General features: G+C 65.5%; 21 protein-coding genes. 9 read left to right on the forward strand and 12 right to left on the reverse strand.

Features of this window, described 5'->3' with window-relative positions; translation table 11 throughout:
* The first annotated feature begins 20 nt into the window (after window positions 1-20).
* Window positions 21-341 (forward strand): 2Fe-2S iron-sulfur cluster-binding protein, encoded by a 321-nt coding sequence (locus AABA84_RS12340; RefSeq protein WP_091958957.1) that lies wholly within the window; start codon window positions 21-23, stop codon window positions 339-341.
* Window positions 342-368: 27 nt separating this feature from the next.
* Here AABA84_RS12340 and AABA84_RS12345 read toward each other — a convergent pair whose 3' ends face one another.
* Window positions 369-839: an acyl-CoA thioesterase gene (locus tag AABA84_RS12345; RefSeq protein ID WP_338312181.1), complete on the reverse strand. Its 471-nt coding sequence runs from the start codon at window positions 837-839 to the stop codon at window positions 369-371.
* A gap of 182 nt (window positions 840-1,021) precedes the next feature.
* On the opposite strand from AABA84_RS12345, the gene AABA84_RS12350 reads away from it, so the two are divergent.
* The 3 genes from AABA84_RS12350 (at window position 1,022) to AABA84_RS12360 (ending at window position 3,448) form a co-directional block, all read left to right on the forward strand.
* Window positions 1,022-2,050, forward strand: a complete 1,029-nt coding sequence (locus tag AABA84_RS12350) for an NAD(P)/FAD-dependent oxidoreductase (RefSeq protein WP_212250543.1) — start codon at window positions 1,022-1,024, stop codon at window positions 2,048-2,050.
* Window positions 2,051-2,156: 106 nt separating this feature from the next.
* Window positions 2,157-2,753 carry a DUF2147 domain-containing protein gene (locus AABA84_RS12355; protein ID WP_212250541.1) on the forward strand — a complete coding sequence of 199 codons (597 nt, stop codon included), beginning with the start codon at window positions 2,157-2,159 and terminating at the stop codon, window positions 2,751-2,753.
* 338 nt (window positions 2,754-3,091) lie between these two features.
* On the forward strand, window positions 3,092-3,448 hold the full coding sequence (locus AABA84_RS12360; RefSeq protein ID WP_212250539.1) for a hypothetical protein: 357 nt from the start codon (window positions 3,092-3,094) through the stop codon (window positions 3,446-3,448).
* A 52-nt stretch (window positions 3,449-3,500) separates the two neighbouring features.
* Here the strand turns inward: AABA84_RS12360 and AABA84_RS12365 are convergent, their stop codons facing one another.
* The 3 genes from AABA84_RS12365 to AABA84_RS12375 all read right to left on the reverse strand — a co-directional run bounded on the left by AABA84_RS12365 (window position 3,501) and on the right by AABA84_RS12375 (window position 6,008).
* The gene (locus tag AABA84_RS12365; RefSeq protein ID WP_212250537.1) at window positions 3,501-3,770 is read right to left on the reverse strand and encodes a hypothetical protein; all 270 of its coding nucleotides are present in this window, start codon (window positions 3,768-3,770) and stop codon (window positions 3,501-3,503) included.
* Window positions 3,771-3,966: 196 nt separating this feature from the next.
* Window positions 3,967-5,265 (reverse strand): sensor histidine kinase, encoded by a 1,299-nt coding sequence (locus AABA84_RS12370; RefSeq protein ID WP_246550634.1) that lies wholly within the window; start codon window positions 5,263-5,265, stop codon window positions 3,967-3,969.
* A gap of 62 nt (window positions 5,266-5,327) precedes the next feature.
* Window positions 5,328-6,008, reverse strand: coding sequence for a response regulator transcription factor (locus AABA84_RS12375; RefSeq protein WP_338312182.1), 681 nt, complete (start codon window positions 6,006-6,008; stop codon window positions 5,328-5,330).
* 352 nt (window positions 6,009-6,360) lie between these two features.
* Here AABA84_RS12375 and AABA84_RS12380 point away from each other — a divergent pair, with 352 nt between their 5' ends.
* A complete protein-coding gene (locus AABA84_RS12380) occupies window positions 6,361-7,254 on the forward strand; it encodes a MipA/OmpV family protein (protein ID WP_338312183.1) in 894 nt (297 codons plus the stop codon).
* Between the two features lie 114 nt (window positions 7,255-7,368).
* Complete coding sequence (locus AABA84_RS12385; RefSeq protein WP_338312184.1) at window positions 7,369-8,001, forward strand: hypothetical protein; 633 nt, start codon at window positions 7,369-7,371, stop codon at window positions 7,999-8,001.
* A 15-nt stretch (window positions 8,002-8,016) separates the two neighbouring features.
* On the opposite strand, the gene garD is transcribed toward AABA84_RS12385, so the two are convergent.
* From garD to AABA84_RS12425, 8 genes are all read right to left on the reverse strand, one after another.
* Entirely contained in the window at window positions 8,017-9,558 is a 1,542-nt protein-coding gene (gene garD, locus AABA84_RS12390) for a galactarate dehydratase (protein ID WP_338306552.1), read from the reverse strand.
* Window positions 9,559-9,698: 140 nt separating this feature from the next.
* Window positions 9,699-11,147: an aldehyde dehydrogenase family protein gene (locus AABA84_RS12395; RefSeq protein ID WP_212250529.1), complete on the reverse strand. Its 1,449-nt coding sequence runs from the start codon at window positions 11,145-11,147 to the stop codon at window positions 9,699-9,701.
* Window positions 11,148-11,219: 72 nt separating this feature from the next.
* Window positions 11,220-12,563, reverse strand: a complete 1,344-nt coding sequence (gene gudD, locus AABA84_RS12400; protein ID WP_212250528.1) for a glucarate dehydratase — start codon at window positions 12,561-12,563, stop codon at window positions 11,220-11,222.
* 26 nt (window positions 12,564-12,589) lie between these two features.
* Window positions 12,590-13,534, reverse strand: a complete 945-nt coding sequence (gene kdgD, locus AABA84_RS12405) for a 5-dehydro-4-deoxyglucarate dehydratase (protein WP_212250527.1) — start codon at window positions 13,532-13,534, stop codon at window positions 12,590-12,592.
* Window positions 13,535-13,665: 131 nt separating this feature from the next.
* A complete protein-coding gene (locus tag AABA84_RS12410; protein WP_212250526.1) occupies window positions 13,666-14,571 on the reverse strand; it encodes a LysR substrate-binding domain-containing protein in 906 nt (301 codons plus the stop codon).
* A 123-nt stretch (window positions 14,572-14,694) separates the two neighbouring features.
* Window positions 14,695-16,047, reverse strand: a complete 1,353-nt coding sequence (locus tag AABA84_RS12415; RefSeq protein WP_212250525.1) for an MFS transporter — start codon at window positions 16,045-16,047, stop codon at window positions 14,695-14,697.
* 344 nt (window positions 16,048-16,391) lie between these two features.
* Window positions 16,392-18,347 (reverse strand): hypothetical protein, encoded by a 1,956-nt coding sequence (locus tag AABA84_RS12420; RefSeq protein WP_212250523.1) that lies wholly within the window; start codon window positions 18,345-18,347, stop codon window positions 16,392-16,394.
* A gap of 86 nt (window positions 18,348-18,433) precedes the next feature.
* Entirely contained in the window at window positions 18,434-19,516 is a 1,083-nt protein-coding gene (locus AABA84_RS12425) for a lysylphosphatidylglycerol synthase transmembrane domain-containing protein (protein WP_212250521.1), read from the reverse strand.
* 429 nt (window positions 19,517-19,945) lie between these two features.
* Here AABA84_RS12425 and AABA84_RS12430 point away from each other — a divergent pair, with 429 nt between their 5' ends.
* The 3 genes from AABA84_RS12430 to AABA84_RS12440 all read left to right on the forward strand — a co-directional run bounded on the left by AABA84_RS12430 (window position 19,946) and on the right by AABA84_RS12440 (window position 24,571).
* Window positions 19,946-20,452, forward strand: a complete 507-nt coding sequence (locus AABA84_RS12430; RefSeq protein ID WP_212250519.1) for a YciE/YciF ferroxidase family protein — start codon at window positions 19,946-19,948, stop codon at window positions 20,450-20,452.
* 196 nt (window positions 20,453-20,648) lie between these two features.
* Window positions 20,649-22,058: an MFS transporter gene (locus tag AABA84_RS12435; RefSeq protein ID WP_212250517.1), complete on the forward strand. Its 1,410-nt coding sequence runs from the start codon at window positions 20,649-20,651 to the stop codon at window positions 22,056-22,058.
* Between the two features lie 113 nt (window positions 22,059-22,171).
* Window positions 22,172-24,571, forward strand: coding sequence for an EAL domain-containing protein (locus tag AABA84_RS12440; RefSeq protein ID WP_212250515.1), 2,400 nt, complete (start codon window positions 22,172-22,174; stop codon window positions 24,569-24,571).
* Window position 24,572 lies beyond the last annotated feature (1 nt).

Below are 24,572 nucleotides of genomic sequence, written 5' to 3' on the forward strand. Positions count from 1 at the left end.
CCGCGGCAGCACGAGCACACATGGCCAAGATTCACTTTGTCGACCACAAGGGCGAAACCCGCACGGTGGAAATCGAGAACGGCGCGACCGTGATGGAAGCCGCGATCCGCAACAGCGTTCCCGGCGTCGAGGCCGAATGCGGCGGCGCCTGCGCCTGCGCGACCTGCCATGTCTATGTCGACGAAGCCTGGCGCGAGAAGGTCGGCAGCCCGACGCCGATGGAAGAGGACATGCTCGATTTCGGCTTCGACGTGCGCCCCAATTCGCGCCTGTCCTGCCAGATCAAGGTCTCCGACGATCTCGACGGTCTCGTCGTGACGACGCCGGAACGCCAGGCCTGATCTTTCAAGCCTGCCCCTTCTTGCGATTTACGAAGCGCTCGGCGGCGCGACTTCGATGCCGCGCTTGTGCCAGGGTCTGAATTTCTCCATCACCTCCGCGGTCAGCGGGGCCGGCCGGCGCGTCGCCTCGTCGAGCAAGACGCCGACTGAAATCGCCGAGGCGATGCATTTTCCCTCCGAGAACACGACCTGCTCGAAGGTCACGGACGTCCGTCCAAGCTTCACCACACCGAGGCCGAGTTCGATCGTATTCGGCCAGTGCAGTTCGGCGCGGAAATGCATGTCGAGCCGCACCATGATCCAGGCGAGGCCCGGCGGGGTCAGACCGTACTGGGGAAGCTTCATCAGCGTGACGCGGCCGGTCTCGAAATAGGTGGCGTAGACCGCGTTGTTAACGTGCTGGTTGGGGTCGAGATCGCCAAAGCGGACATTGTCGCTGAGGCGGAAGGGGAAGTCCTCCAGACGCGGCGTCGTGTCGAGGCGGCTTGGTGCGTTCACCGATTGATCTCCGTCATATCCATCCTCGTTACAACCCAGTTATCCTGACCCGGCAAGTGGGCGCGGCTGCGGGGCGCTCCCGCTTTTATGCCTTCCCTGATCCATCCCCGTTGGCTAGACAGGCAGGGTCACCTCTGCCCGCTGGGCGCCGTCCAACCGACAACGATCGATAAAGAGACGACATGAGCGACGTGATCAAAACCGATGTGCTGATTATTGGCGCCGGCCCGTGCGGTCTGTTCGCCGCCTTCGAGCTTGGCCTTCTCGACATGAAGACGCATTTCGTCGACATCCTCGATAAGGTCGGCGGCCAGTGCGCCGAGCTCTATCCGGAAAAGCCGATCTACGACATTCCCGGCATTCCCCAGGTTTCGGGGCAGGGCCTCACCGACGCGCTGATGGAGCAGATCAAGCCGTTCCATCCGACCTTCCATCTCGGCGAGATGGTGGAGACCGTGGAGAAGATCGGCGATCCCTTGTTTCGCTGCACCACCGATGCGGGCAAGGTGTTCGAATGCAAGGTGCTGGTGATCGCGGCCGGCGGCGGTTCGTTCCAGCCCAAGCGTCCGCCGGTACCGGGCATCGAGGCCTATGAAGGCACCTCCGTGCATTACGCCGTGCGCAAGATGGAGACGTTCCGCGACAAGAACGTGCTGGTCGTCGGCGGCGGCGATTCCGCGCTCGACTGGACGCTCAATCTGCATCCGATTGCGAAGCGCATCACGCTGTTGCACCGGCGCGACGAATTTCGCGCCGCGCCCCACAGCGTCGAGCAGATGCGCGCGCTGGTCGCCGGCGGCAAGATGGATCTCCGGCTCGGCCAGGTCACCGCTCTCTCAGGCACCGAGGGCAAGCTCACCGGCGCCACCATCAAGGGCAACGACAACAGCGTCACGGAAGTCGTCTGCGACACCATGCTGCCGTTCTTCGGGCTGACCATGAAGCTCGGCCCGGTCGCCAACTGGGGCATTGCGCTGGAGAACAATCTGGTGCCGGTCGAGACGTCCGCATTCGAGACCAATGTTCCCGGCATCTTCGCGATCGGCGACATCAACACCTATCCCGGCAAGATCAAGCTGATCCTGTGCGGCTTCCACGAGGGCGCGCTGATGTCGCAAAAAGCCCATCGCTACGTCTATCCGGAGAAGCGGCTCGTGTTCCAGTACACGACCTCGTCCTCCAGCCTGCAAAAGAAGCTTGGTGTCAACTGACGAAGGCAGGCCGGGAGGGCGATGCCCCATGTTTCTGGTGCTGGAACCGTTCGCGAAATCGCCGTAGTCTGCGGCCATTCCGGTCGTGGAATAACAAGGTGATCTAATGCGGATTTCTTCCAGCTCTCGGCTGCTCCCCTTCCTCGCGCTCGCATTGTCGCTCGCGACGGTGACGCCGTCTGCGGCACAAATCGCCGAGCCCACGGCGGCGGGCCTCTGGCAGAAGGTCGAGGACGGCAAGACGGTCGGATGGTTCCTCTTCATCGACCATAACGGCATCTTCGAAGGCGTGATCGCAAAGACCTTCCCGCGGCCCGGCGACGATCCGAACGAGATCTGCGCCAAGTGCACCGACGATCGCAAGAACGCGCCGGTGCTCGGCATCTCCTTCGTCCGCAACATGAAGCGCGACGGATTGAAGTACGAAGGCGGCAACGTTCTCAATCCGCGCGACGGCCAGATCTGGAAGGCTAATATGAAGGTCAGTCCTGATGGCCAGACCTTGACCCTGCGCGGCTATCTCGGCATCGCGCTGCTCGGCAAGGACGAAGCCTGGACGCGCCTGCCTGACACCAACATCGCCCAGGTCGATCCCGCCATCGTCGCAAAATATCTGCCCGCGCAGGCTGCGGCCACCAAGCCGCCGGCACCCGCGGCGAAGAAGGGCGGCGGCATGATGATGGCGCCGGCGCCCAAGCAGTAAGGCTGTCCGTCGCGCGCTGGGCCGCCTGATCGGCAGTAGCTCCACACATCGTCGTCATCCTCGCGCAGGCGGGAAGACGGAGAGTCGGCGGCGGCCATATCCGCCGAAAGACCAATGCGCCGCGGGGGCGCTCCAGTAGTTGCCCGGAATGCACGCTGGCGCCGGATTTGCATAGCTATCCGCAGAGCTGCTGGGGGAATGAGTCGCTGCCCTCCGCGCCTTTCGCACAAGCTGCGGAAGGCGGGCGGCGTGCGTTGTCCCACGCGGCGATCATCTCGACCCGCGGAGACGATATGCGACCTCCAAGATTGCGACTTCCAAGATTACGACCTGCAAGATTGCGACCTGCAGGATTGTATGCGGCGCCCTTGCTGGGCCTGGCCGCGCTCGTGACGACATCGGCGCAGGCGCGCGATGACGGACGTTACGCCAACTCGCCGTTAAAGCCCTGGTTCGAGAGCCTGCATAGCGAATACGGGCAATGCTGCACGGATGCGGACGGCTACGTCATTGCCGACGTCGATTGGGAGTCCGATCGCGGCCGCTTCCGCGTCCGCATCGACAACGAGTGGGTCGTGGTGCCCGACGGTGCCGTCATCACCGTGCCGAACAAGATCGGTCGCACCATGGTGTGGAAGCACTATATCGACGGCCATCCGCGGGTACGCTGTTTCATGCCGGGCAGCATGACCTGAAAACGCTGACGGCGCCCGCATCGGATGCAGGCGCCGCAAGCGAAGGGGAGGCTTAGCGCGCTTCGCTTTCCGAGCCGGCGCTCGCAAGCCGCTTCACGCGCGGCGACAACACCGAAACCTGCGCGGGCGAGGCGGGCATGCCGGCGACGGTCATCGCCGGCGCGGTCGACTGCTCCTCCACGCCGGCGCCGCCGAGCACCTGCACCTGCATCGCCGAGATCGGCAGCGACTTCACTTCATAAGAGGGAAGCTCACTGGCGAAAGCACCGGTCGAGCTCGCAATCGCGGCACTGGCGACGGCAATCATTGTGAGAACACGCATTGGAAAATCTCCGTTGAGGATGTCAATCGGAGGTTTGGTCGTGGCGATGCACAAAGAGGTTCGCTCGTGTGCGAACATTCGTGTGTCCGTGGACGAATCTATTCGGTTGCGTAATGCGACAGGACGAAACGATGACGAAGCTTTCGGCGTCAATGTTTCCGGACGGTTTCGCGGCATCGATCGAAGCAGCTCGCAGCTAGCTTGTCTGCAACTCCAGCTGCGCAGATATGGTCGGCGCGGCGGTCACCGGAAAACGCAGGCTCATGCTCGTGCCGCGGCCGGGTGACGACGAGATGATCAGCTCGCCGCCGTGGGCGGCCATGATCTCGCGGACGATCGACAAGCCGAGGCCCGCGCCGTCGCCGGCGGTGTTGCCGGTCTGAAACGGCTCGAGCAGTTTGTGTTCCGCGCCATCGGGCAGGCCCGCGCCGTCGTCGTCAACCGAGATGCCGTCGCGGCGGACGGTGGCGACGATGCGTCGCGCGCCATGGGCGTGGATGAGCGCGTTGCCGACGAGATTGGCGAGCGCGCTGCGAACCGCGGCATCCACGCCCTGCACCAGGAGCGGACCTTTCTCGGCCTGTTCCAGCGCGAGCTCGATGCCGGCGTCCAGTGCCGAGGGGCCGAAATCGGCCAGCACGTCCAGAGTGATCTGGGCGAGATCGATCGGCCGTTTTTCGATCGCATGATTTTGCAGCCGAGCCAGGTCGAGCATGGCGGACACCAGCGACGTCAGGCGCCTGATGTCACGCACCAGTTCGGCCTTCAGAGCAGGCTCAGGCACGTCCTCGACCTTCGCGCGCAGCAGCGTCAGCGGCGTGCGAAGCTGATGGGCGGCATTGCCGAGAAAGCGGCGCTGCATCCTGATATAGGCGTCGATCTCGCCGAAGGCGCGGTTCAGCGCCTCGACCAGCGGCTTCAATTCGCGAGGGACCTCGGACAGGGAGATCAGACCTTGCGGTGCCGACGGGTCGATCGCGAGCGCGCGAAGCGCCACCCGTTCGATCCCGCGCGAGACGAAACGTGCAGCAAGCGCTGAACCGATGGCGACGGTCGCCGCAAAGGCCAGCGCCACCAGGATGATCGAAAAAATCCTGTTGACGAGGAAGTTCCCGGCCATTCGTCCGAAGCGGACCTGAGGCTCGCCGACCATCATCGCGAGCTGCAATGAGCCCCTTTGCGCGACGGCGAGGCAGAAGGTGCTCTTCTGGTCGAGTGTGTTGAAGACCGATGAGCCGACAGGCCCGTGATAGGGAAAGGCGAAGGGGAGGGCCGGCCGGCGTTCGCTGCCGTACTCGCTGACCATGTCGCCTGCGGACACGACGTACCAGAGGTTCGGGCTGTCGGCCTTCAATTCCGCGAGTGCGGAAGTCGGGCGTACTGTCAGGTTTTGCCCATCGATCTCGGTAGCGCGATCGAGAACAGCGGCGACGACCCGGCAGGCCCGGAACTCGCGTTCCTCCAGCGGGTACCTCGAGACGAAGATCGCGACCATGATCAGGAAGATCATTGTGGCGGCGATGCCGAGCGAGATCGCGAACGTCCGGGCGATCGACGTCATCGCGGCGGCGCCAGCCGCAGGATGTAGCCGATGCCTCGCATGCTACGGATCTCGACATCGCCGCCGAGCTCGAGCAATTTCTTCCTCAGCCGAGAGACCTGAGCTTCCAGCGTGTTGGATTCGATCTCGTCGTCGAAGCCATAGATCTCTTCGATCAGGGCGGAGCGGGTGATGACGCGGTCGCGCCGCATCAGGAGCGCCCCCAAGATCAGCGCCTCGCGCCGCCGCAGCAGGATCTTGGTGTCGGCAACCACCGCCTCGTTGCTGCCGAGATGCAGCTCCACATTGCCGAGCGACAGCACCGAAGGGGCGAGCAGCCGGGGTCGCCGCAGCACCGCGCGCACCCGTGCAATCAGCTCCTGCGGCTCGAACGGCTTGCCGAGATAATCGTCGGCGCCGCTGTTGAGGCCATCGACGACATCCTCCTTGGCGTCCTTGGAGGTCAGCATGATGATGGCGGGGCGTTCCGGCGATCGGCTCAGCGCCGTGACCACCTGGAGCGCATCGCCGTCGGGCAGCATGCGGTCGACGATCGCGAGATCATATTTGAAGTTGTCCAGCGCCTGGCGGGCGTCGGCAATCGAGCCGACGAGATCGACGATTCCGTGCAACTGTCCGAGCAGGCGGCTGACATAGGCGCCGATCTGCGGTTCGTCTTCGATCACGAGGGAGCGCACGCGGGTCGTCCTTGACTGTGCTGGGGCCATAGAACCCCGACTTTGACGCTTCCTGGCCGAAGTCCGGCGTTTCGGTTCGTGCGCGAGGTTCCCTTTAAGGCAGCGAGCTTGGCGAATAAAAGGCAGCGGTGACGGCGCTGGCCGGCACCGGCGGTCAAAGTTTGGCGGCGTGAGCGCCGCGCGGCAATGTTCGGGCAATGTTGGTTCGGCGGCCGTCGCCAGCTGCGCGCCGGGAGCATGGTGGGGCGGCGGTTTTCGCCTTGCAATCTTGGGGCAATTTTGCCGGACCACATACTGTGGCTCCTAACCACACAAGTCGACCAGGCCAGCAAGGCCGGTCCGGGGCCCCGTAATGAAGCATTTTGACGAAGCCGCTCTCGATCGTGCGGCGGGCGCGCAGCAGACCTTGCTGACCGCCTTCCTCGCCGCACTCGGCGCGATCATGGCGATCCCTCAATCCGCGTCGGCGCAGACCGCGTTCACGCTGCCGGCGCCGCCATTCGAGCTGCCGATGCTGCCTTCGCCCTCCGGCAACTGGACGGTCATGGTCGGCATCGGTGGCGAGTACACACCGGATTTCGTCGGATCCAAGAACGGCAAGCTCATGCCGATCCCGATCTTCTCCATCCGCCGCGCCGGATCGATCGACCAGTTTCGCGGGCCGCGCGACAGCGCCAGCATCGCGCTGCTCGACGTCGGTAATTTTCGCGCAGGGCCTGCGTTCAAATACGTCGCCTCGCGCAAGGCCGACAAATATGCCGAGCTGACCGGCCTTGGCGACGTCAAGGCCGCCTACGAGCTTGGCGGCTTCGTCGAATATTATCCGGTCGACTGGCTCCGCCTGCGCAGCGAATTGCGCCAGGGCGTGGGCGGCCATACCGGCACCGTCGCCGACATCTCTGCCGACGTCATCGTGCCGCTGATTCAGAGGTTGACGATCTCGGCCGGTCCGCGCTTCACTTGGAAAAGCACCAAGGCGACCGCTCCCTATTTCGGCGTCGACGCCGCGCAGGCGCTGGCGTCGGGATTGCCGTCATACAACGCCAAAGGCGGCGCGCACTCGGTCGGCTTCGGCAGCCAGGTCTCCTATCGCATCAATCCGCAGTGGGAGGTCCATGCCTATGTCGAATACGAGAAGCTGCTGGGCGATGCCGCGGACAGTCCGCTCGTGAAGCTGCGGGGATCGTCGAACCAGACCACCGTTGGCCTCGGCGCATCCTATTCGTTCGATTTCAGGATTCGATAGATCACCATGCGTCGCACTGCTTTTCTATGGATTGGCCTCGCAGCCGCTTGCGTCGCTCTCGGCGCCGCCGCGGCGTTCGAGACGCGCGCGAGCCGGCTCCAGGCGATCAAGACGGTGGGCATCGTCTCCGCCATGGGCGAAGAGATGAGCCTTTCACAGATAGGCCTTACCAAGCCCGGCTCCACCGGGCAAAGCGCCTCGATCAGTGCATGGGGACTGGACGAGCTGATCGTCCAGCATGCGTCCAGGCTACTGGGTGCACGCTATCGCGTTCAGGCCGTCAACTACACCCGCGCCGCCTTCGCTGCCGTCAGGGATTCGGCGGTCACGCCCGTCAATCTGCTGCGGAGCGATCCGTTCAAGGAGCTGGTTCGCAGCGATGTCGCGCCCCAGGGACTGGATGCGTACATCGTCATCACCCGCGCGAGATCGAAACTCGGCAACGGCCGCAACGTCGAGGGTGTCGGGATCGCCGAATACCGGACGCTGCTTGCGGACTACGGCCTGATCCACGCGCTCTACGAGGTCCGCGTCATCGACGGCAAGACGTTCGACGTGATCGAGAAGAGGGCGGCTGCGCCGCTCGACAACACCGGGACCATAGGGATCGCCGGCCCGAGCGGGCCGGTCGACGGGACGTTTGACGGTCCGGCTTCGAGCGAACGGCTGCGCGCGGCGATTGCGGATCTCATCACGCGCAGCCTGCCCGTCACGCTGGATGACATGCACCTGATCGGTGGTCAGTGAAGCCGGCTGGCGGCCTCAGGTCACCGGCGCGGGGTTGAACAGCGTCAGATCGTTGTGGATGCCCCAGCGGTCCGACCATGGCTTGGTGCGGCCGGAGGCGACATCGAGGATCAGGCGGAACAGGTCCCAACCGGTCTCCTCGATGGTCTTCTCGCCGGTGGCGATGCGGCCTGCGTCGAAATCGATCAGGTCCTTCCAGCGCCGCGCCAGCTCGCTGCGGGTCGCGACCTTGATGACGGGCGCGGCCGCAAGGCCGTAGGGCGTGCCGCGGCCGGTGGTGAACACCTGCAGCGTCATGCCGGAGGCGAGCTGGAGCGTGCCGCAGATGAAGTCGGAGGCGGGGGTTGCCGCGAACAGCATGCCCTTCTGCGTCGCCTTCTCGCCGGGCGAGAGCACGCCGGTGATCGCAGACGAGCCGGACTTGACGATCGAGCCCAGCGACTTCTCGACGATGTTGGCGAGGCCGCCTTTCTTGTTGCCGGGCGTGGTGTTGGCGCTGCGATCGGCGCCGCCGCGGGCAAGATAGGAATCGTACCAGGCCATCTCGCGCACCAGTGCGCGGCCGACGTCCTCGTTGATGGCGCGTCGCGTGAGCAGCTGGATGGCGTCGCGCACCTCGGTCACTTCCGAGAACATCACGGTGGCGCCGGCACGCACCAGCAGGTCCGCGGCGAAGCCGACGGCGGGATTGGCGGTGACGCCGGAGAAGGCGTCGCTGCCGCCGCATTGCAGGCCGATGACGAGATCGGCGGCCGGGCAGGTCTCGCGCGTGCGTTTGTTGAGGATCTTCAGGCGGGCCTCGGCCTGGGTCATGATCGCATCGACGATGGCGCCGAAGCCGTCGAAGGCTTCGTCCTGCATGCGTACGATGGCGTTATCGATGCCTTCCGGCACCAGTCGCTCCGGTGCGAGCTTCTCGCAGCCGAGGCCGACGACGAGGATCTCGCCGCCGAAATTCGGGTTGAGCGCGATGTTCTGCAGGGTGCGGATCGGAATCACCGCGTCGGGCGCAGTGATGGCGACGCCGCAGCCGTAGGCATGGGTCAGCGGCACGACGTCGTCGACATTCGGGTACTTCGGCAGCAGCTCGGCGCGGATGCGCTTGACTGCATATTCCATCGTGCCCTTGACGCATTGCACGGAGGAGGAGATGCCGAGGATGTTCTTGGTGCCGACCGAGCCGTCCGGATTGCGATAGCCTTCGAAGGTAAAGCCTTCGAGCGGCGGCAGCGGCGCAGGGACGGCGGTCGAGATTTCGAGCTTGTCGAGGTCGGGGGCATCCGGCATGCGAATGCGCGCCTCGTCGACCCATTCGCCGGCCAGGATCGGCGACAGCGCGTAGCCGATGATCTCGCCATAGCGGACGATCGGCTGATCTTGCGCGATGTCGACCAGTGCCGTCTTGTGCCCCTGCGGCACGAAGGCGCGCAGCGTCAGGCCGCTGGCAAAGCGGGAGCCGGCGGGAAGCCCGAAATCATTGACCACGATCGCGACATTGTCGCGCTCGTTGAGCTTGATGTAGCGGGGCTGCTCTTTCGCTGCGACGTCCTGGTCCATGGGAGGACTCCGAAGTGTAGGGTGGGTTAGCGTAGCGTAACCCACCAATGTCTGCATCCGTCGAACCGGAAGAGGTGGGTTACGCCGGCGGACTGCGCTTCGCGCAGCCGCGGGCTAACCCACCCTACGATGTCAGCACATCACCCGGGAAAGGTATAAGCCGTCTTCACCGTCGTGTAGAACTCGCGCGCGTAGGAGCCCTGCTCGCGGGCGCCGTAGCTCGAGCCCTTCCGGCCGCCGAACGGCACGTGATAGTCGACGCCGGCGGTCGGCAGATTGACCATCACCATGCCGGACTCGCTGTTGCGCTTGTAGTGCGAGGCGTATTTCAGGCTGGTGGTGCAGATGCCCGAAGCGAGGCCGAACTCGGTGTCGTTGGAGATCGCCAGCGCCTCTTCGTAGTTCTTGGCGCGGATGACGGCGGCGACGGGACCAAAGATCTCCTCACGCGCGATGCGCATGTTGTTGTTGGCTTCGGTGAACAGCGCCGGCTGCAGGTAGTGGCCGGGGTTCTCGCGCTTGAGCAGTTCGCCGCCGAAGGCGAGCTTGGCGCCCTCGTCCTGGCCGATCTTGATGTAGCGCAGATCCTGGTCGAGCTGGCTCTGGTCGACCACCGGGCCGATATGCACGCCGGCCTTGAGCGCGTCGTCGACCGACAGGCCGTTCAGGCGCTCGGCCACCGCCGCGACGAAGCGGTCATGGATGCCTTCGGTGACGATCAGGCGGGAGGAGGCGGTGCAGCGCTGGCCGGTCGAGAAATAGGCGCCGTTGACGGCGACCTCGACGGCGGTCTTGAGGTCGGCGTCGTCGAGCACGACCAGCGGGTTCTTGCCGCCCATCTCGAGCTGGAACTTCTTCATCGGGTTGGAGAGCACGCAGGCCTGCGCGATCTTGCGTCCCGTCTGCACCGAGCCGGTGAAGGAGATCGCGGCCACGTCCGGGTGGTCGAGCAGGGTCTGGCCGACCACCGAGCCGGAGCCGACCACGAGATTGAACACGCCGGCGGGAATGCCGGAGCGGGTGATGATCTCGGCCAGCGCATGTCCGGAGCCGGGCACGAGCTCTGCCGGCTTGAACACCACGGTGTTGCCGTAGCAGAGCGCGGGCGCGATCTTCCAGGCCGGGATCGCGATCGGGAAATTCCAGGGCGTGATCATGCCGATGACGCCGACCGGCTCGCGGGTGAGCTCGACGTCGAGGCCGGGACGCACCGAGGCGCCCTTCTCGCCGATCAGGCGCAGCGCCTCGCCGGCGAAGAACGCAAAGATCTGGCCGGCACGCGCGACCTCGCCGATGCCCTCGGGCAGCGTCTTGCCTTCCTCGCGCGCGAGCAGGCGGCCGAGCTCTTCCTTGCGGGCGAGGATCTCGAGGGAAATCTTGTTCAGCGCGTCGAAGCGCACCTGCGGCGTCGACTGCGACCAGGCGGGGAAGGCGGCCTTGGCGGCGGCAATGGCCTTCTCGGTCTGCGCCTTGTCGGCCTTGGCGTATTCGCCGACGACGTCGTTGGTGTTGGAGGGGTTGATGTTCCTGGTGACGCCGGAGCCGTCGACCCATTCGCCGCCGATGAAGTTCTTCAGGATCGCAGTCATCTCATTCCTCCAAGTCATTTAAGGGGCATGATCCTTATCGGAAAACCGGTGCCCACTTTTCCGGGATCATGCCTAACGCACGAGGCACGGACGCTTGTCGTCAAAGGTCCAGCCGGGGATCAGGTCCTGCATGGCAATAGCGTCATCGCGGGCACCGAGTCCATGCTGCTTGTAGAGGTCATGCGCCGCGTCGATGGCGGCCCTGTCGATTTCGATGCCCAGGCCCGGGCTATCAGGGACGGCAATCTTGCCGTCCTTGATCTGGAGCGGCTCTTTGGTGAGCGCCTGGCCGTCCTGCCAGATCCAGTGCGTGTCGATCGCGGTGACCTTGCCGGGGGCGGCGGCGCCGACATGGGTGAACATGGCCAGCGAAATGTCGAAATGGTTGTTGGAGTGCGAGCCCCAGGTCAGGCCGTTGTCACGGCAGGTCTGGGCCACGCGCACCGAGCCCTGCATGGTCCAGAAATGGGGATCGGCCAGCGGAATGTCCACCGCGCCAAGGCGCAGCGCATGGGAGAGCTGCCGCCAATCGGTCGCGATCATGTTGGTTGCGGTCGGCATGCCGGTGGCGCGGCGGAACTCGGCCATGATCTCGCGGCCGGAGAAGCCGCCCTCGGCGCCGCAGGGGTCTTCGGCATAGGCGAGGATGCCGTGCATGCCTTTGCACAGGCTGATCGCCTCGTCGAGCGACCAGGCGCCGTTGGGATCGAGCGTGACGCGCGCGTTCGGAAAGCGCTTTGCGATGGCGGTGACGGCCTCGATCTCCTGCTCGCCGCGCAGAACGCCGCCCTTCAGCTTGAAGTCGGCGAAGCCGTAATGGTCGTGGGTGGCTTCCGCGAGCCGCACCACCGTCTCGGGCGTCATCGCCTGCTGATGGCGGAGGTTGAACCATTCCGCCTTGCCGGTCTCGCCCTTGATGTAGTTGAGCTTCGATTTGCTGATGTCCCCGACGAAGAAGAGATAGCCGAGCGTCTCGACGCTGCTACGCTGCTGGCCTTCGCCGAGCAGGGCTGCGACCGGCAGGCTCAGATGCTGACCCAGCAGATCGAGCAGCGCGGACTCGATCGCGGTGACCGCGTGGATCATCACGCGAAGATCAAACGTCTGCTTGCCGCGGCCGCCGGCGTCGCGGTCGGCGAAGGCGGAGCGGACGTCGGCGAGGATGTTGTTCATCGCGCCGACGGTCTTGCCGATCACGAGGTCGCGGGCGTCCTGCAGCGTCTGCCAGATCTTTTGCCCGCCCGGCACCTCGCCGACGCCGGTGTGGCCGGCATTGTCGGTGAGGATGACGATGTTGCGGGTGAAGAACGGCGCGTGCGCGCCGCTGAGGTTGAGGAGCATGCTGTCGCGGCCCGCGACCGGAATCACCTGCATCGCTGTCACGACCGGTGCGCCAGAAATCTCGGTCAGGGCCATCCTACGCTCCTCGCTGTTGTTGTCCGTTATTCTGCCGCCTGTTGTGTCGATCGGATGGCGGGCAGGTTCTTCACCAGCGCGGTCACCTCGGCGATTTCCTGCTCGGTGAGGTCGGTGAGCGGCGGGCGGACCGGGCCGGAGTCGCGGCCGATCACCTTCATGCCGGCCTTGATGATCGAGACGGCATAGCCCTTCTTGCGGTTGCGGATCGCGATCAGCGGCAGGATGAAGTCCTTCAGCCCGGCCTGAATCGTGGCGTGGTCGCGCTTGCGCACGGCCGCGTAGAAATTGGTGGCGAATTCCGGCACGAAGTTGAACACGGCGGAGGAATAGGTGGTCACGCCCATGTCGAGATAGGGCAGCGCGAAGGTCTCCGCGGTCGGCAGGCCGCCGACATAGGTCAGGCGGTCGCCGAGCTTGGTGTAGACGCGGGTCATCAGCTCGATGTCGCCGATGCCGTCCTTGTAGCCGACGAGGTTCGGGCAGCGCTCGGCAAGGCGCGCCAGCGTGTCGGGCTGCAGGATCGCGTTGTCGCGGTTGTAGACGATGACGCCGATCTTGACGGCGGCGCAGACCGCCTCGACATGGGCGGCAAGGCCGTCCTGCTCGGCATGGGTGAGATAGGGCGGCAGCAGCAGCAGGCCGTCGGCGCCGGCCTTTTCCGCGCCGATCGCGATCTCGCGGGCGATCGCGGTGCCGTAGCCGGTGCCGGCGAGCACTGGCACGCGGCCCTTGGTCTCGTCGACCGCGACCCTGACGACTTCAGGAACCTCGGTCGGCGTCAGCGAGAAGAACTCGCCGGTGCCGCCGGCGGCGAACAGGCCGGCGACGTCATAGCCGCACAGCCAGTCCATGTTGGCGCGGTAGGTCGCTTCGTCGAAGGAATAGTCCGCCTTGAACGGCGTGACGGGAAAGGACAGGAGGCCGGATCCGATCTTCTGGGCCATTTCCTGCGGGGTCATCTTGCTCACGGGCGCTGCTCCCTTATTGCGTGTTGTGGAGGACGCGAGCCTTGAGGCCTGCGCGTCCATGCGCCGTGGTTTAGGAGACCGTTCGATGCGGGTCCAAGCCAAAGCCTATATCGACCGATGCGAAATCAGCATCAATCTTCCGATGGCTCCGCAGAGGCCAGTTCGCCGGCGATTTTGACGAGCGCCGACAGCAGCGGATTCTCGTCGTCGCGGCGCCAGACCATGAACAGCTCGACCGGAACGCGCGTGCGCAGCTTCAGCGGGCGCAGGCGTACGTCGGAAATCTTCAGGCTCGCGGCTGCCGCCGGCACGATGGCAAGGCCGAGTCCGGCGCGCACCATGGCGAGGATCGAGTGGATCTGGCTCAGATGCTGGACGTAGCGCGGCAGCACGTCGGCGCGGGTGAACAGCGCCACCAAGAGATCGTGGAAGTAGCGGCTCTCATAGGGCGAGTACATCACGAAGGGCTGGTCGTCGAAATCCTTGATGGTGATGCTGTCGGCGCTCGCCAGCGGATGCTTCTTCGGGATCGCGGCGAGCAGGGGCTCGGCGACGACGCGGCGGCTGGTGAGCTCGGGGCGCGCGATCGGCGGCCTGAGCAGGCCGGCGTCGATCTGGCCCGAGGTCAGCGCCTCGAACTGGTCGCCGGACACCATCTCCTTCAGCGAGAAGTCGACCTCGGGCAGCTTGGCGCGGCAGGCGGCGACAAGCTCGGGCAGGAAGCCATAGGCCGCTGCCGCGGTGAAGCCGATCTTCAACGAGCCGGTCTTGCCGAGCGCGATGCGACGGGCGACCTGCGAGGCGCTTTCGGCAAGCTTGAGGATGCGCCGCGCCTCCGGCAGGAAGCTGCGTCCCGCGGGGGTGAGACGGACCGAGCGGCTGGTACGTTCGAGCAGCGGCGCATCGATGATGTGCTCGAGCACCTGGATCTGCCGGGACAGCGGCGGCTGGGTCATGTTCAGCCGCGTCGCGGCGCGGCCGAAATGCAGTTCCTCCGCCACTGTGACGAAACAGCGGAGCTGGTTGAGGTCGAACATCGATACATGCCTTAGATGGATAAGGCGTTTCCCCGGTACTTCTAGCATCGATCATCCCCAAAACAAAGACGGCGGCTTTTTGGGCCGCCGTTGAGTTGCCTGGTCAAGCTCCCATGGGAGCCCTCAGGAGGAACGTTTGAGCGTCACCCGCTCGATCTTGCCGACGATGACGAGATAGGCGAACGCCGCCACCAGCGCGTTGAGGCCCACGAACACCAGCGCGCCGTTGAACGAGCCGGTCGCGGCCAGGATGTAGCCGATCACGATCGGCGTGGTGATCGAGGAGAGATTGCCGAAGGTGTTGAACAGGCCGCCGGAGACGCCGCCGGCTTCCTTTGGCGAGGTGTCGGAGACGACCGCCCAGCCGAGCGCACCGATGCCCTTGCCGAAGAAGGCGAGCGCCATGAAGCCGACCACCAGCGCCTGTCCGTCGACATAGTTGCAGGCGATGATCGACATCGACAGCAGCATGCCGCCGACGATCGGAATCTTGCGCGCCATGGTCAGCGAGCCGGTCCGGCGCAGGATTGCATCGGAGATGATGCCGCCGAGCACGCCGCCGATGAAGCCGCACAGCGCCGGCAGCGTCGCGACGAAGCCGGCCTGCAGGATCGACAGGCCGCGCTCCTTGACGAGGTAGACCGGGAACCAGGTCAGGAAGAAATAGGTCAGCGTGTTGATGCAATACTGGCCGAGATAGACGCCGAGCATCATGCGGTTGGAGAGCAGCTGGCGGATGTGGTCCCAGCCAGAGCCGGCCTCGGGCGCACGCGCGCGCGGCAGATCATCCTTGGGCGCGTCGAGATCGACCAGCGCGCCGCCTTCCTTGATGTAGTCGAACTCGGCCTCGTTGATCGAAGGATGCTCTTTCGGGCCGTAGATGGTCTTGAGCCAGACAAGGCCCATGACGATACCGAGCGCGCCCATCACGAAGAAAACGAAGCGCCAGCCGTAGGCGTGCGCGATCCAGCCCATCAGCGGCGCAAAGATCACGGTCGCGAAATACTGTCCCGAGTTGAAGAAGGCTGACGCGGTGCCGCGCTCGTTGCCCGGAAACCAGGCCGCGACGATGCGGGCGTTGGCGGGGAAGGACGGTGCTTCCGCGACGCCGACAAGGAGGCGAAGCGCGAACAGCACGACGACGGCCGTGCCGGCGCTGAGGAAGCCGACCCAGCCCTGCATCAGCGTGAACAGCGACCAGATGACGATGCTGAAGGCATAGACGAGGCGCGAGCCATAACGGTCGAGCAGCCAGCCGCCCGGGACCTGCGCCGCGACATAGGACCAGCCGAACGCCGAGAAGATCCAGCCCATGGCGACGGGATCGAGATGCAGCTCTTTCGAGAGCGCGGGACCGGCGATCGACAGCGTGGCGCGGTCGGCATAATTGACGGTGGTGACCAGGAACAACATGGTCACGATGAACAGCCTGACGCGAGACCTCCTCACGTCCGCTGCGGACACCACTGCGCTCATCGGGCGCCTCCTTGAACTCGAAACGTTTCCTCGATCCGACTCCTAGAGGCGCGCGCGGCGAAGTGTCCAAGTTCAAGGGGGTATCGATCGATGCCGTTTTTGGATTGATGGAACGGCAGGCGCGGGGAACGATGGTAAGGGAGTGAGATTGCGGGAGTGCAGTTTGTGGCAGCGCGCTACACCACGCACTCCGCCGTCATTCTCCGCGACCCGGCTACGCCAAGGCTTTGCCGTGGTTGAGGTCGTGGGGCGCCGAAGCTTTAGCGTAGGCGGCAGGCGGGGAATCCAGTACGCCGAGGCGTCTCGATTCAATCACTGCCGTCACGGCGTACTGGATCGCGCTTCTACTGCTTTGCGCTCGGCAACAGCTGCGGCAGAAATCCCCGCGTCACGCCCGGCGGCACCGCATCGAGGCCGAGCACGGTGCTTGCGGCCGGCAGCGCCGCATCCGCCATCGCCGCATGCCCTTCCGCGCTCGGATGCACCGCGCCGCCATAGACGGCGGAAAGCACGCCCCAGGTCGCATCATGGATGTCGGTCGGCTGGCTCGCCGCCGGCAATCCCTGCGGATAGGTCATCGCGGCGAAATAGCTGTCGTTGGCGTCGCGGATCCAGCGCGCGCGGGGCAAATAGGCGCGGTATTCCGAGGCGCCGCGGCCGCACAGCATCGGCTGGCTCGCCGCGCTCACGATGTCAGGATTGAAGCTCTGGCCGTTCTCGGCAAAGCAGCTGCGGTCGAATTCGGGATCGCTGCCGGAATGCGCGCAGAAGCCGTGATCGCCGAACGCGGCCTGATGCGCATCGACGAAGGTCATGCGGTCGGCCTCGGGATCGCGGCACAGCGCGCCGCGTGTGCAGGTGGCGAGGCCCTTCAGCTGCGGCAGGAATTCGGTGTCGACGAAGGTCGAGACGCGGGCAAGGCGCTGCGGATCGGCGTTGAAGGCCGGATGGATGTCGAAGCCGGCCCGGCCGCCGCGGCAGGGCACGCCGCCATCGGCGAGCGCAGGATTGGCGTAGGAGACGTAGACGATATGCGAGAGGTCGCCGCCGACCAGCGGCTTCAGCCCCTCGCGCAGCTTGACGAAATTCTGCGGCAGCTCGCGCACCAGCGCGTCACGGGAATCATCGACGCTCGCCATCACGCCGGAGCGACGGAACAGCGCCCGTTCGGTCGCGGTGTCGACGATCACGTCGGCGACGAGACCGGAGAAATAAACGTCGTTGGCGCCGACCGAGAGCAGCACGAGATCGAGCGTGCGGTCGGGTTGGCGCTTCTTCGCCGCGGTGAGCGCCTCGCGCAGCTCGGCGACTTGCGCGTTCACGCTGGTGTTGCAGACGCCGGTCTTGCCGGGCGGGCATTCGCGGGCGCGCTGCGAGCCGAGCAGGCCGTCGCCGATGCTGGCGCCGGTGCAGGCGAGCGGCAGATAGGTCACGGCGATGTGGGTGTAGCGCACCGCGAGCGCGAGCGCGGTGCGCGTCTGGTAGCTGTAAAGCGAGCGGTGGCACGGTGAATTGAACCAGAGCGCGCTGTAGCGCTGCCAGTTCGCGAGCGTGTCCGGCGCCTCGCAGGCACGGCCGCCCTTGAAGCCGTGGCGGCTCGGCCGGTAGTACTGGCCGCCGGCGGCGGTGCCGAGATAGGAGCGGAAGCAGAATCCTTCGTCGGACAGCGCCAGCGGCCGGTCCGGATTGCCTTCGCCGGAGGCGATGCTGTCCCCGAGGCCGGCGACGAAGATGTCGCGCACCTGGATCTCGGTCTGGACCCGCTGGGTCGGGTCGGAGCCGGAGGAGACGTCGACGGTCGCGACCGTCTGCTTGCCGTAGCGGACGCGTAAGTTGATCGGCTCGGCGCAGTCGAAGGTCGATTGCTGCGGCCCGTCGCCGTCGTCGAACGACCAGGCGCAGGTGGCGCCGACCGGCACCGCGCCAATGAGGCGCACGGTGACGGGGTGATCGATCGGTGTGAGGTAGTTTTCCTTGGTGTTGTCGCGGGTACAGGGCTGGTTGACCCGGCCCTGTAGGTCGATGCAGAGCCGGTTGACCATGTTGCGGGCCCAGCCGCGGCCTTCGCTCTGGAGCTCCAGCGATTGCTCGGCGGCCAGGATGCTGCGGTTGCGCGCATTCTCGACATGGAGCAGGAAGTCGCGCTCCTCGCGGAACAGCCGGAAGCGGTTACGCACCTCCCAATTGATCTGCAGGGCGCCGGCGTCCTGAGCGCTAGCGCGCTCGGGCGGCATGGCGGTCAGAATCCCGGCAAGCAACAGGGCGCCTGCGGAGAGGGTGCGAAGGAATAAAGGGATCATGGCCCGCGTCTTCAACGGCAAAGTTGAGGCGGAAATAAGAGAACATTGCTCTGCCGGCCGCAACCCCTTCAGGTCCAGATCGCAGTCTACCGGTTGTTGGCTTGCCGCAGCATCCGCTCGCGCTCCATCGGCGTCACCTGCTTGGGCAGATTGGCCTGCGCGCAGGCCTCCGCCAGCCGCCGCCGCTCCTGCCAGGGCTCGACCACGTTCATCCAGAGCTCGCGCGTGCCCATGATGGAGATGGCGAGGCCGAACGGGATCACGAAATAGAGGATGCGGAACACCAGCAGCGTCGCCAGGAGCTGCTCGCGGCCGAATTCGGGCAGCGCCAGCAGCATGGCGGCATCGAACACGCCGATCGAGCCGGGGGCATGGCTGGCGAAGCCGAGCAGCGTCGCCAGGATGAACACCACCGCGAGCGACAGGAAGTCGATCGGCGGATTGGCCGGCATCAGCAGGTACATCGCGGTAGCGCAGAAGCCGAGATCGACCACGCCAATCAGGATCTGGACCAGCGTCAGCGGCGCCGAGGGCAGCACCACCTTCCAGCCCTTCTGGCCAAGCTCGCGCCGCTTCTCGCCCATGACGAGCCAAACGAGATAGGCCCCGATCGAGGCGAGCCCGCCGAGCGCGATCAGCCGGTTGAGCGACGACGGCAGCTGATCCATCGAGGATGCCGCATCCGGGTGGATCGCCATGCCGATCGAGAGCACGAAGATGTTACCGAGCCAGAAGGTCAGGCCCGACAGGAAGCAGATCTTGGCGACGTCGATCGCGTTCAGCCCGTAGTCCGAATAGATCCGGAAACGGATCGCCCCGCCGGTGAAGACGGTGGCGCCGATATTGTGGCCGATCGAATAGGACGTGAAGCTGGAAAGCGCCGCGATGCGGTACGGCACGTGCTTCTTGCCGATCGTTCGCAGTGCAAAAAAGTCGTAGAACGTCAGCGTACAGAACGCAAAGAACACGCAGATCGCCGCCAGCCCGATGCTCCCGCGGGGAATCTCGGTCAACGCCGTCAGGATGACGCCGGTATCGATGCCCTTGAGGGTTCGCACCAGCGAGGTGATCGCGAAGGCGATGATGAAGATGCTCGCGGCAACTCCGAGCCGTCGCCAGCCGATCCATCTCTTGAAGCCGCGCTTCAACGCGGTCAGCAGTCCGTGCATTCATCCTCCCGGCGGGGGGCAAGACCGACCGGGCCAGGCATTGGGCCGGTCGGGTGCGATCACGGCCAAAAGCAGGCATCGATCGCAGGTATGATCCAGCTCATTTAAGGCAAAAACACCGGCTTGTGCAGCCCTTGACAACAATAGGTTCTGCGGCGGACCGGTCACTTTTGTCATACGCGGTTCACATCCGAGGCGCGTTAAGCATATGAGTCGTGAAACCGGCTCGGCTCGGGCGTTTCGTATGCCGACATGATTTCAGATGTCGGCGCTGTCCGCATTGTTCCAGCGCAAGCCATCCGGGTCTTTTTGGAACGTCGATGCCGCGTGTCCGTTGTGGCCCCATCAGCAACCGAACATGGCGGAATAAAGCGGCTTTTCGTCCAAGCCGCTGCCTTCGTGTTCCAGAAATCGAAAGAGGACGGAACGATGGGACTGTTCACAAAAGACATCAAGACCATGAACGATCTGTTCGTGCACCAGCTCCAGGACATCTATTACGCCGAGCAGCAGCTGACCAAGGCGCTGCCGAAAATGGCAGATAAGGCTACCGATCCGCAGCTGAAGCAGGGCTTTTTGACGCACCTCGAGGAAACCCGGCAGCACATCACGCGGCTCGAGGAAGTGTTCAAGATGCATGGCGTCGCCGTGAAGGCGGTCGACTGCCCGGCGATCGACGGCATCATCGAGGAAGCCGACGAGACGATCGGCGAAGTTGCCGACAAGGCGGTGCTCGACGCCGCGCTGATCAATGCGGCCCAGGCCGCCGAACATTACGAGATCGTACGCTACGGCAGCCTGATCGCCTGGGCCAAGCAGCTCGGCCGCAACGATTGCGCCAGCGTGCTCGCCAAGACGCTGGAGGAGGAGAAGGCGACCGACAAGAAGCTGACGACACTCGCCGAGAGCAAGGTGAATCTGCGCGCGGCGAGCTAAGCGGGCGCGGCAAGGAAAACGCCGTGCGTCGACGCACGGCGTTTCTTCTTGGCTCGTCGTCATGCCCCGCCTGCGCGGGCGATGACGCCGCGTAAAAGGTGGGTGTGTCGGCTACGATCATCCTTCGGTCATTGTCGAAGCATGGCGGCGCCCCGGCCGCCTATATTCCGCATGGGGCTGCAATCAAGGTGGCAGCATGCGCGTAAACACCATCAAATATGAGACCTTCGACGACAGGGCCGGCGCAGCGCCTGCCGGTTCGCGTCTTGCGACCTCGCTCACGCTCGCCGCGATGAGTCTCGGCTATGGTGTGGTGCAGCTCGACGTCACCATCGTCAACACCGCGCTCGATGCGATGGGCCGGACGCTCGGCGGCGGCGTTGCCGAGCTGCAATGGGTGGTCAGCGCCTACACGATCGCGTTTGCCGCCTTCATCCTGACATCAGGAGCGCTTGGCGACCGCATCGGCGCCAAGCGCGTCTTCATGGCGGGGTTCGCCATTTTCACCGCGGCTTCGCTCGCCTGCGCGCTGTCGCCCAATGCCGCCGTGCTGATCGGCGCGCGGCTGGTGCAGGGGCTGGCGGCGGCGATCCTGGTGCCGAATTCCCTCGCGCTGCTCAATCATGCCTATCCGGACGACCGCGCGCGCGGCCGTGCCGTCGCGGTCTGGGCTGCCGGCGCGAGCCTTGCGCTCACCGCCGGCCCCTTCGTCGGCGGCGCGCTGATCACCCTGGTCGGCTGGCGCGCGATCTTCCTGGTCAATCTGCCGATCGGGCTCGCCGGCCTGTGGCTGAGCTGGCGCTACGCCAGCGAGACCACGCGGGCCCCCACGCGCGAGATCGATCTGCCCGGCCAGCTTGCCGCGATCGGTGCGCTGGGGGCGCTGGCCGGCGCGATCATCGAAGGCGGTGCGCTCGGGTGGGATCATCCGGCCGTGATCGCAGCTTTTGTCGGCGCCGGCGTTCTCGCCGCGCTCTTCATCTGGCGCGAGCGGCGCGCGGCGCAGCCGATGCTGCCGCTGTCGCTGTTTGGCCAGAGGCTGTTCGCGCTGACCTCGCTGGTCGGCCTGCTCGTCAATATCGCGATCTACGGCCTGATCTTCGTGCTCAGCCTGTACTTCCAGCGGATCAACGGGCTGTCGGCGTGGTGGACCGGGCTCGCTTTCGTGCCGATGATGGCGGCGGTGCTGCCGGTCAATCTGCTGGCGCCGCGCCTCGCCGAGCGCATCGGCCCATGCCCGACCATCGTGGTCGGTGCCAGCGTGTCGGCGCTCGGTTGTCTCGGCCTGCTGTGGATCGAAGCCGACACCAGCTATTGGGCGATCTTCGCGCAGATGATCGCGATCAGTGGCGGACTTGGGCTGCTGGTTCCGCCGCTGACCTCGACCTTGCTGGGCAGCGTCGACAAGGCGCGGTCCGGCATCGCGGCGGGCGTCCTGAACGCAACGCGGCAGACCGGCAGCGTGCTCGGCGTCGCGCTGTTCGGCTCACTGGTGGCCGCGGAGGGGGCGTTCATGGCGGGGCTGCATCTAGCGCTGGTCGTGTCCGCGTCCGTCCTGCTGCTCGCCGCCGTCGTGATCGGCCTCGGTGCGCCGGCGCGAGGATGAACAATCCGAGTGAATGAACACATCTTCCGTTCACCATTGCCGCAACAGGCGCGTAGCCGGTTACCACCTGTCCATATTGATCGGGTCAAGTGCGGGTCCATCAGAGGCCTGCGATGCATCAAATTCTCTACTGTCTCACCGAAGAGCACGATTGGCGGCTCGTCGCGCTTGGCGGCGCGGTGTGTCTGCTCGCCAGCGCGGCGGCTATCAGCCTGTTCCACCGGGCGCGCGCGACGCAAGGCGTCGGCCGTCTGGCCTGGCTCGGCCTCGACGCCGCCGTCAGCGGCTGCGGCATCTGGGCGACGCATTTCATCGCGATGCTGGCCTACGGACCGGGAGGCGCGGGCGCCTACAACATCCCGGTGACGATCCTGTCGTTGGTCTTTGCGATCTCCGTGACCTTCGTGGGGCTGAGCATCGCCGTGTCGTCGTCGCGGGCCGTCGGGATCGTCCTCGGCGGCGCCATCGTCGGCACCGGTGTCGCGGCGATGCATTACACCGGCATGGCGGCGCTGGAGATACCGGCGCGCGTGGACTGGATCGGAAGCACGGTCGCCGCCTCGGTGCTGTCAGGAATCGTCTTTGCGGCATTTGCACTTTTCGTGGCCGCGCGGCGCGACGACCTCTTCCATGCGCTGACGGCGACGGTCCTGCTGACCGTCGCTATCGTCGCGCATCATTTCACCGCAATGGGCGCGGTGCTGCTGACGCCGGATCCGACGCTCGCGATCGGCGGTCTGTCGATCCCGCCGGCCTCGCTGTCCTTCCTCACGGCCAGTGCGGCGGTTGCGATCATCGCGATCGCGCTCGTGGCCGCGCTGCTCGACCGCCGTGCCAGGAGTGAATTGGGCGCCCAGCAAATGGTGCTGGATACGGCGCTCGAGAACATGTCGCAGGGTCTGTGCATGTTCGACGCGGACGGCAAGGTCATTCTGTTCAACGAGCGTTATGCGGCGATGCTCCGTCGCACCGACATCGCGCTGACCGGCCGCCTGCTGGTCGACGTACTCAGGGACGAGCAGGCCAAGGGCCAGTGGCAGGGCGATGCGGATGAATTCTTCGCCCGCCTCGTGGCCGACGCGCGCGAGGGACGCACCACGACCGACATCGTCAGCCGGTTCGGTCGCTCCATCCGGGTCGTCAACCAGCCGATGCAGGGCGGCGGCTGGGTCGCGACCTTCGAGGACATCACAGAATGGCTGGAGGCGCAGGCCAAGATCTCGCACATGGCGCGCCATGACGCGCTGACCAGCCTGCCGAACCGCGTGCTGTTCCACGAGCAGCTCGAGCAGGGACTGCGCCGGACCAGGTCGGGCGATCAGCTCGCGGTGCTTTGTCTCGATCTCGACCACTTCAAGGACATCAACGACTCGCTCGGGCATCCCATCGGCGACGCGCTGTTGAGGGCGGTCGGCCGCAGGCTGAAGGCGACGGTCGGCGAGAGCGACACGGTGGCGCGACTGGGCGGCGACGAGTTCGCCGTGGTCCAGATCGGTCGTTCCGAGGAAACCGCTGCGAGATCGCTTGCCGGTCGCCTCGTCGAGGTCATCTCGGCGCCCTACGAGATCGACGACCATCAGGTCGTGATCGGCGTTTCGATCGGCATCTCGCTGTCGCCGCAGGACGGCAGCGATCCGAGCGAACTGCTGAAGAACGCCGACCTCGCGCTCTACCGCGCCAAGGCGGACGGCCGCAGCACCTATCGCTTCTTCGAGACCGGCATGGATGCCCGCGCGCAGGCGCGGCGCCTCCTGGAAATGGACCTGCGCGCGGCGCTGCAGCGCGACGAGTTCGAGGCGTATTATCAGCCGATCCGCGACGTCGCCAGCGGCCGCGTCGTCGCCTTCGAGGCGCTGCTGCGCTGGAACCATCCGCAGCGTGGCCTGATCGCACCCATCGACTTCATTCCGCTGGCCGAGGAGACCGGACTGATCGTCCAGCTCGGCGAATTCGTGCTGCGCTCGGCTTGCACGGATGCGGCCACCTGGCCGGACGATGTCGATCTCGCCGTCAACCTGTCGCCGGTGCAGTTCAAGAATCCGAACCTGATCGCATCCGTGATCGCGGCGCTCGCCGCCTCGGGACTTGACGCGCGCCGTCTCGAGCTCGAGATCACCGAATCCGTGCTGCTGCAGAACAGCGAGGCGACGCTGACCACGCTGCATGATCTGCGCGCCATGGGCGTGCGCATCTCGCTGGACGATTTCGGCACCGGCTATTCGTCGCTGAGCTATCTGCGCAGCTTTCCGTTCGACAAGATCAAGATCGACCGCTCCTTCGTGTCGGAGCTGGCGACGCGCGAGGACTCCATGGCGATCATCCGCGCCGTGACCGGTCTCGGCCGCAGCCTCGGCATCGTCACCACCGCGGAAGGCGTCGAGAACGACGCGCAGCTCGAGCTGCTCAGGCGCGAGGGCTGCACCCAGGCGCAGGGCTATCTGTTCAGCAAGCCGCGGCCGGCCTCTGACGTGGCGATCATGCTGGGCCGCCCGCGGCTGCTTGCGTCGGCTTGAG

Origin of the sequence: Bradyrhizobium sp. TM239 (assembly GCF_036247985.1) — a bacterium.
In the GTDB taxonomy this organism is placed as follows: domain Bacteria; phylum Pseudomonadota; class Alphaproteobacteria; order Rhizobiales; family Xanthobacteraceae; genus Bradyrhizobium; species Bradyrhizobium ottawaense.

What these genes read in the sequence shown, in the direction of transcription:
- AABA84_RS12340 (WP_091958957.1), top strand. Translation starts at nt 21, where the DNA reads ATGGCCAAGATTCACTTTGTCGACCACAAGGGCGAAACCCGCACGGTG.
- AABA84_RS12350 (WP_212250543.1), top strand. Translation starts at nt 1,022, where the DNA reads ATGAGCGACGTGATCAAAACCGATGTGCTGATTATTGGCGCCGGCCCG.
- AABA84_RS12355 (WP_212250541.1), top strand. Translation starts at nt 2,157, where the DNA reads ATGCGGATTTCTTCCAGCTCTCGGCTGCTCCCCTTCCTCGCGCTCGCA.
- AABA84_RS12365 (WP_212250537.1), bottom strand. Translation starts at nt 3,770, where the DNA reads ATGCGTGTTCTCACAATGATTGCCGTCGCCAGTGCCGCGATTGCGAGC.
- AABA84_RS12370 (WP_246550634.1), bottom strand. Translation starts at nt 5,265, where the DNA reads ATGGTCGCGATCTTCGTCTCGAGGTACCCGCTGGAGGAACGCGAGTTC.
- AABA84_RS12380 (WP_338312183.1), top strand. Translation starts at nt 6,361, where the DNA reads ATGAAGCATTTTGACGAAGCCGCTCTCGATCGTGCGGCGGGCGCGCAG.
- garD (WP_338306552.1), bottom strand. Translation starts at nt 9,558, where the DNA reads ATGGACCAGGACGTCGCAGCGAAAGAGCAGCCCCGCTACATCAAGCTC.
- AABA84_RS12395 (WP_212250529.1), bottom strand. Translation starts at nt 11,147, where the DNA reads ATGACTGCGATCCTGAAGAACTTCATCGGCGGCGAATGGGTCGACGGC.
- gudD (WP_212250528.1), bottom strand. Translation starts at nt 12,563, where the DNA reads ATGGCCCTGACCGAGATTTCTGGCGCACCGGTCGTGACAGCGATGCAG.
- AABA84_RS12410 (WP_212250526.1), bottom strand. Translation starts at nt 14,571, where the DNA reads ATGTTCGACCTCAACCAGCTCCGCTGTTTCGTCACAGTGGCGGAGGAA.
- AABA84_RS12415 (WP_212250525.1), bottom strand. Translation starts at nt 16,047, where the DNA reads ATGAGCGCAGTGGTGTCCGCAGCGGACGTGAGGAGGTCTCGCGTCAGG.
- AABA84_RS12420 (WP_212250523.1), bottom strand. Translation starts at nt 18,347, where the DNA reads ATGATCCCTTTATTCCTTCGCACCCTCTCCGCAGGCGCCCTGTTGCTT.
- AABA84_RS12425 (WP_212250521.1), bottom strand. Translation starts at nt 19,516, where the DNA reads ATGCACGGACTGCTGACCGCGTTGAAGCGCGGCTTCAAGAGATGGATC.
- AABA84_RS12430 (WP_212250519.1), top strand. Translation starts at nt 19,946, where the DNA reads ATGGGACTGTTCACAAAAGACATCAAGACCATGAACGATCTGTTCGTG.
- AABA84_RS12435 (WP_212250517.1), top strand. Translation starts at nt 20,649, where the DNA reads ATGCGCGTAAACACCATCAAATATGAGACCTTCGACGACAGGGCCGGC.
- AABA84_RS12440 (WP_212250515.1), top strand. Translation starts at nt 22,172, where the DNA reads ATGCATCAAATTCTCTACTGTCTCACCGAAGAGCACGATTGGCGGCTC.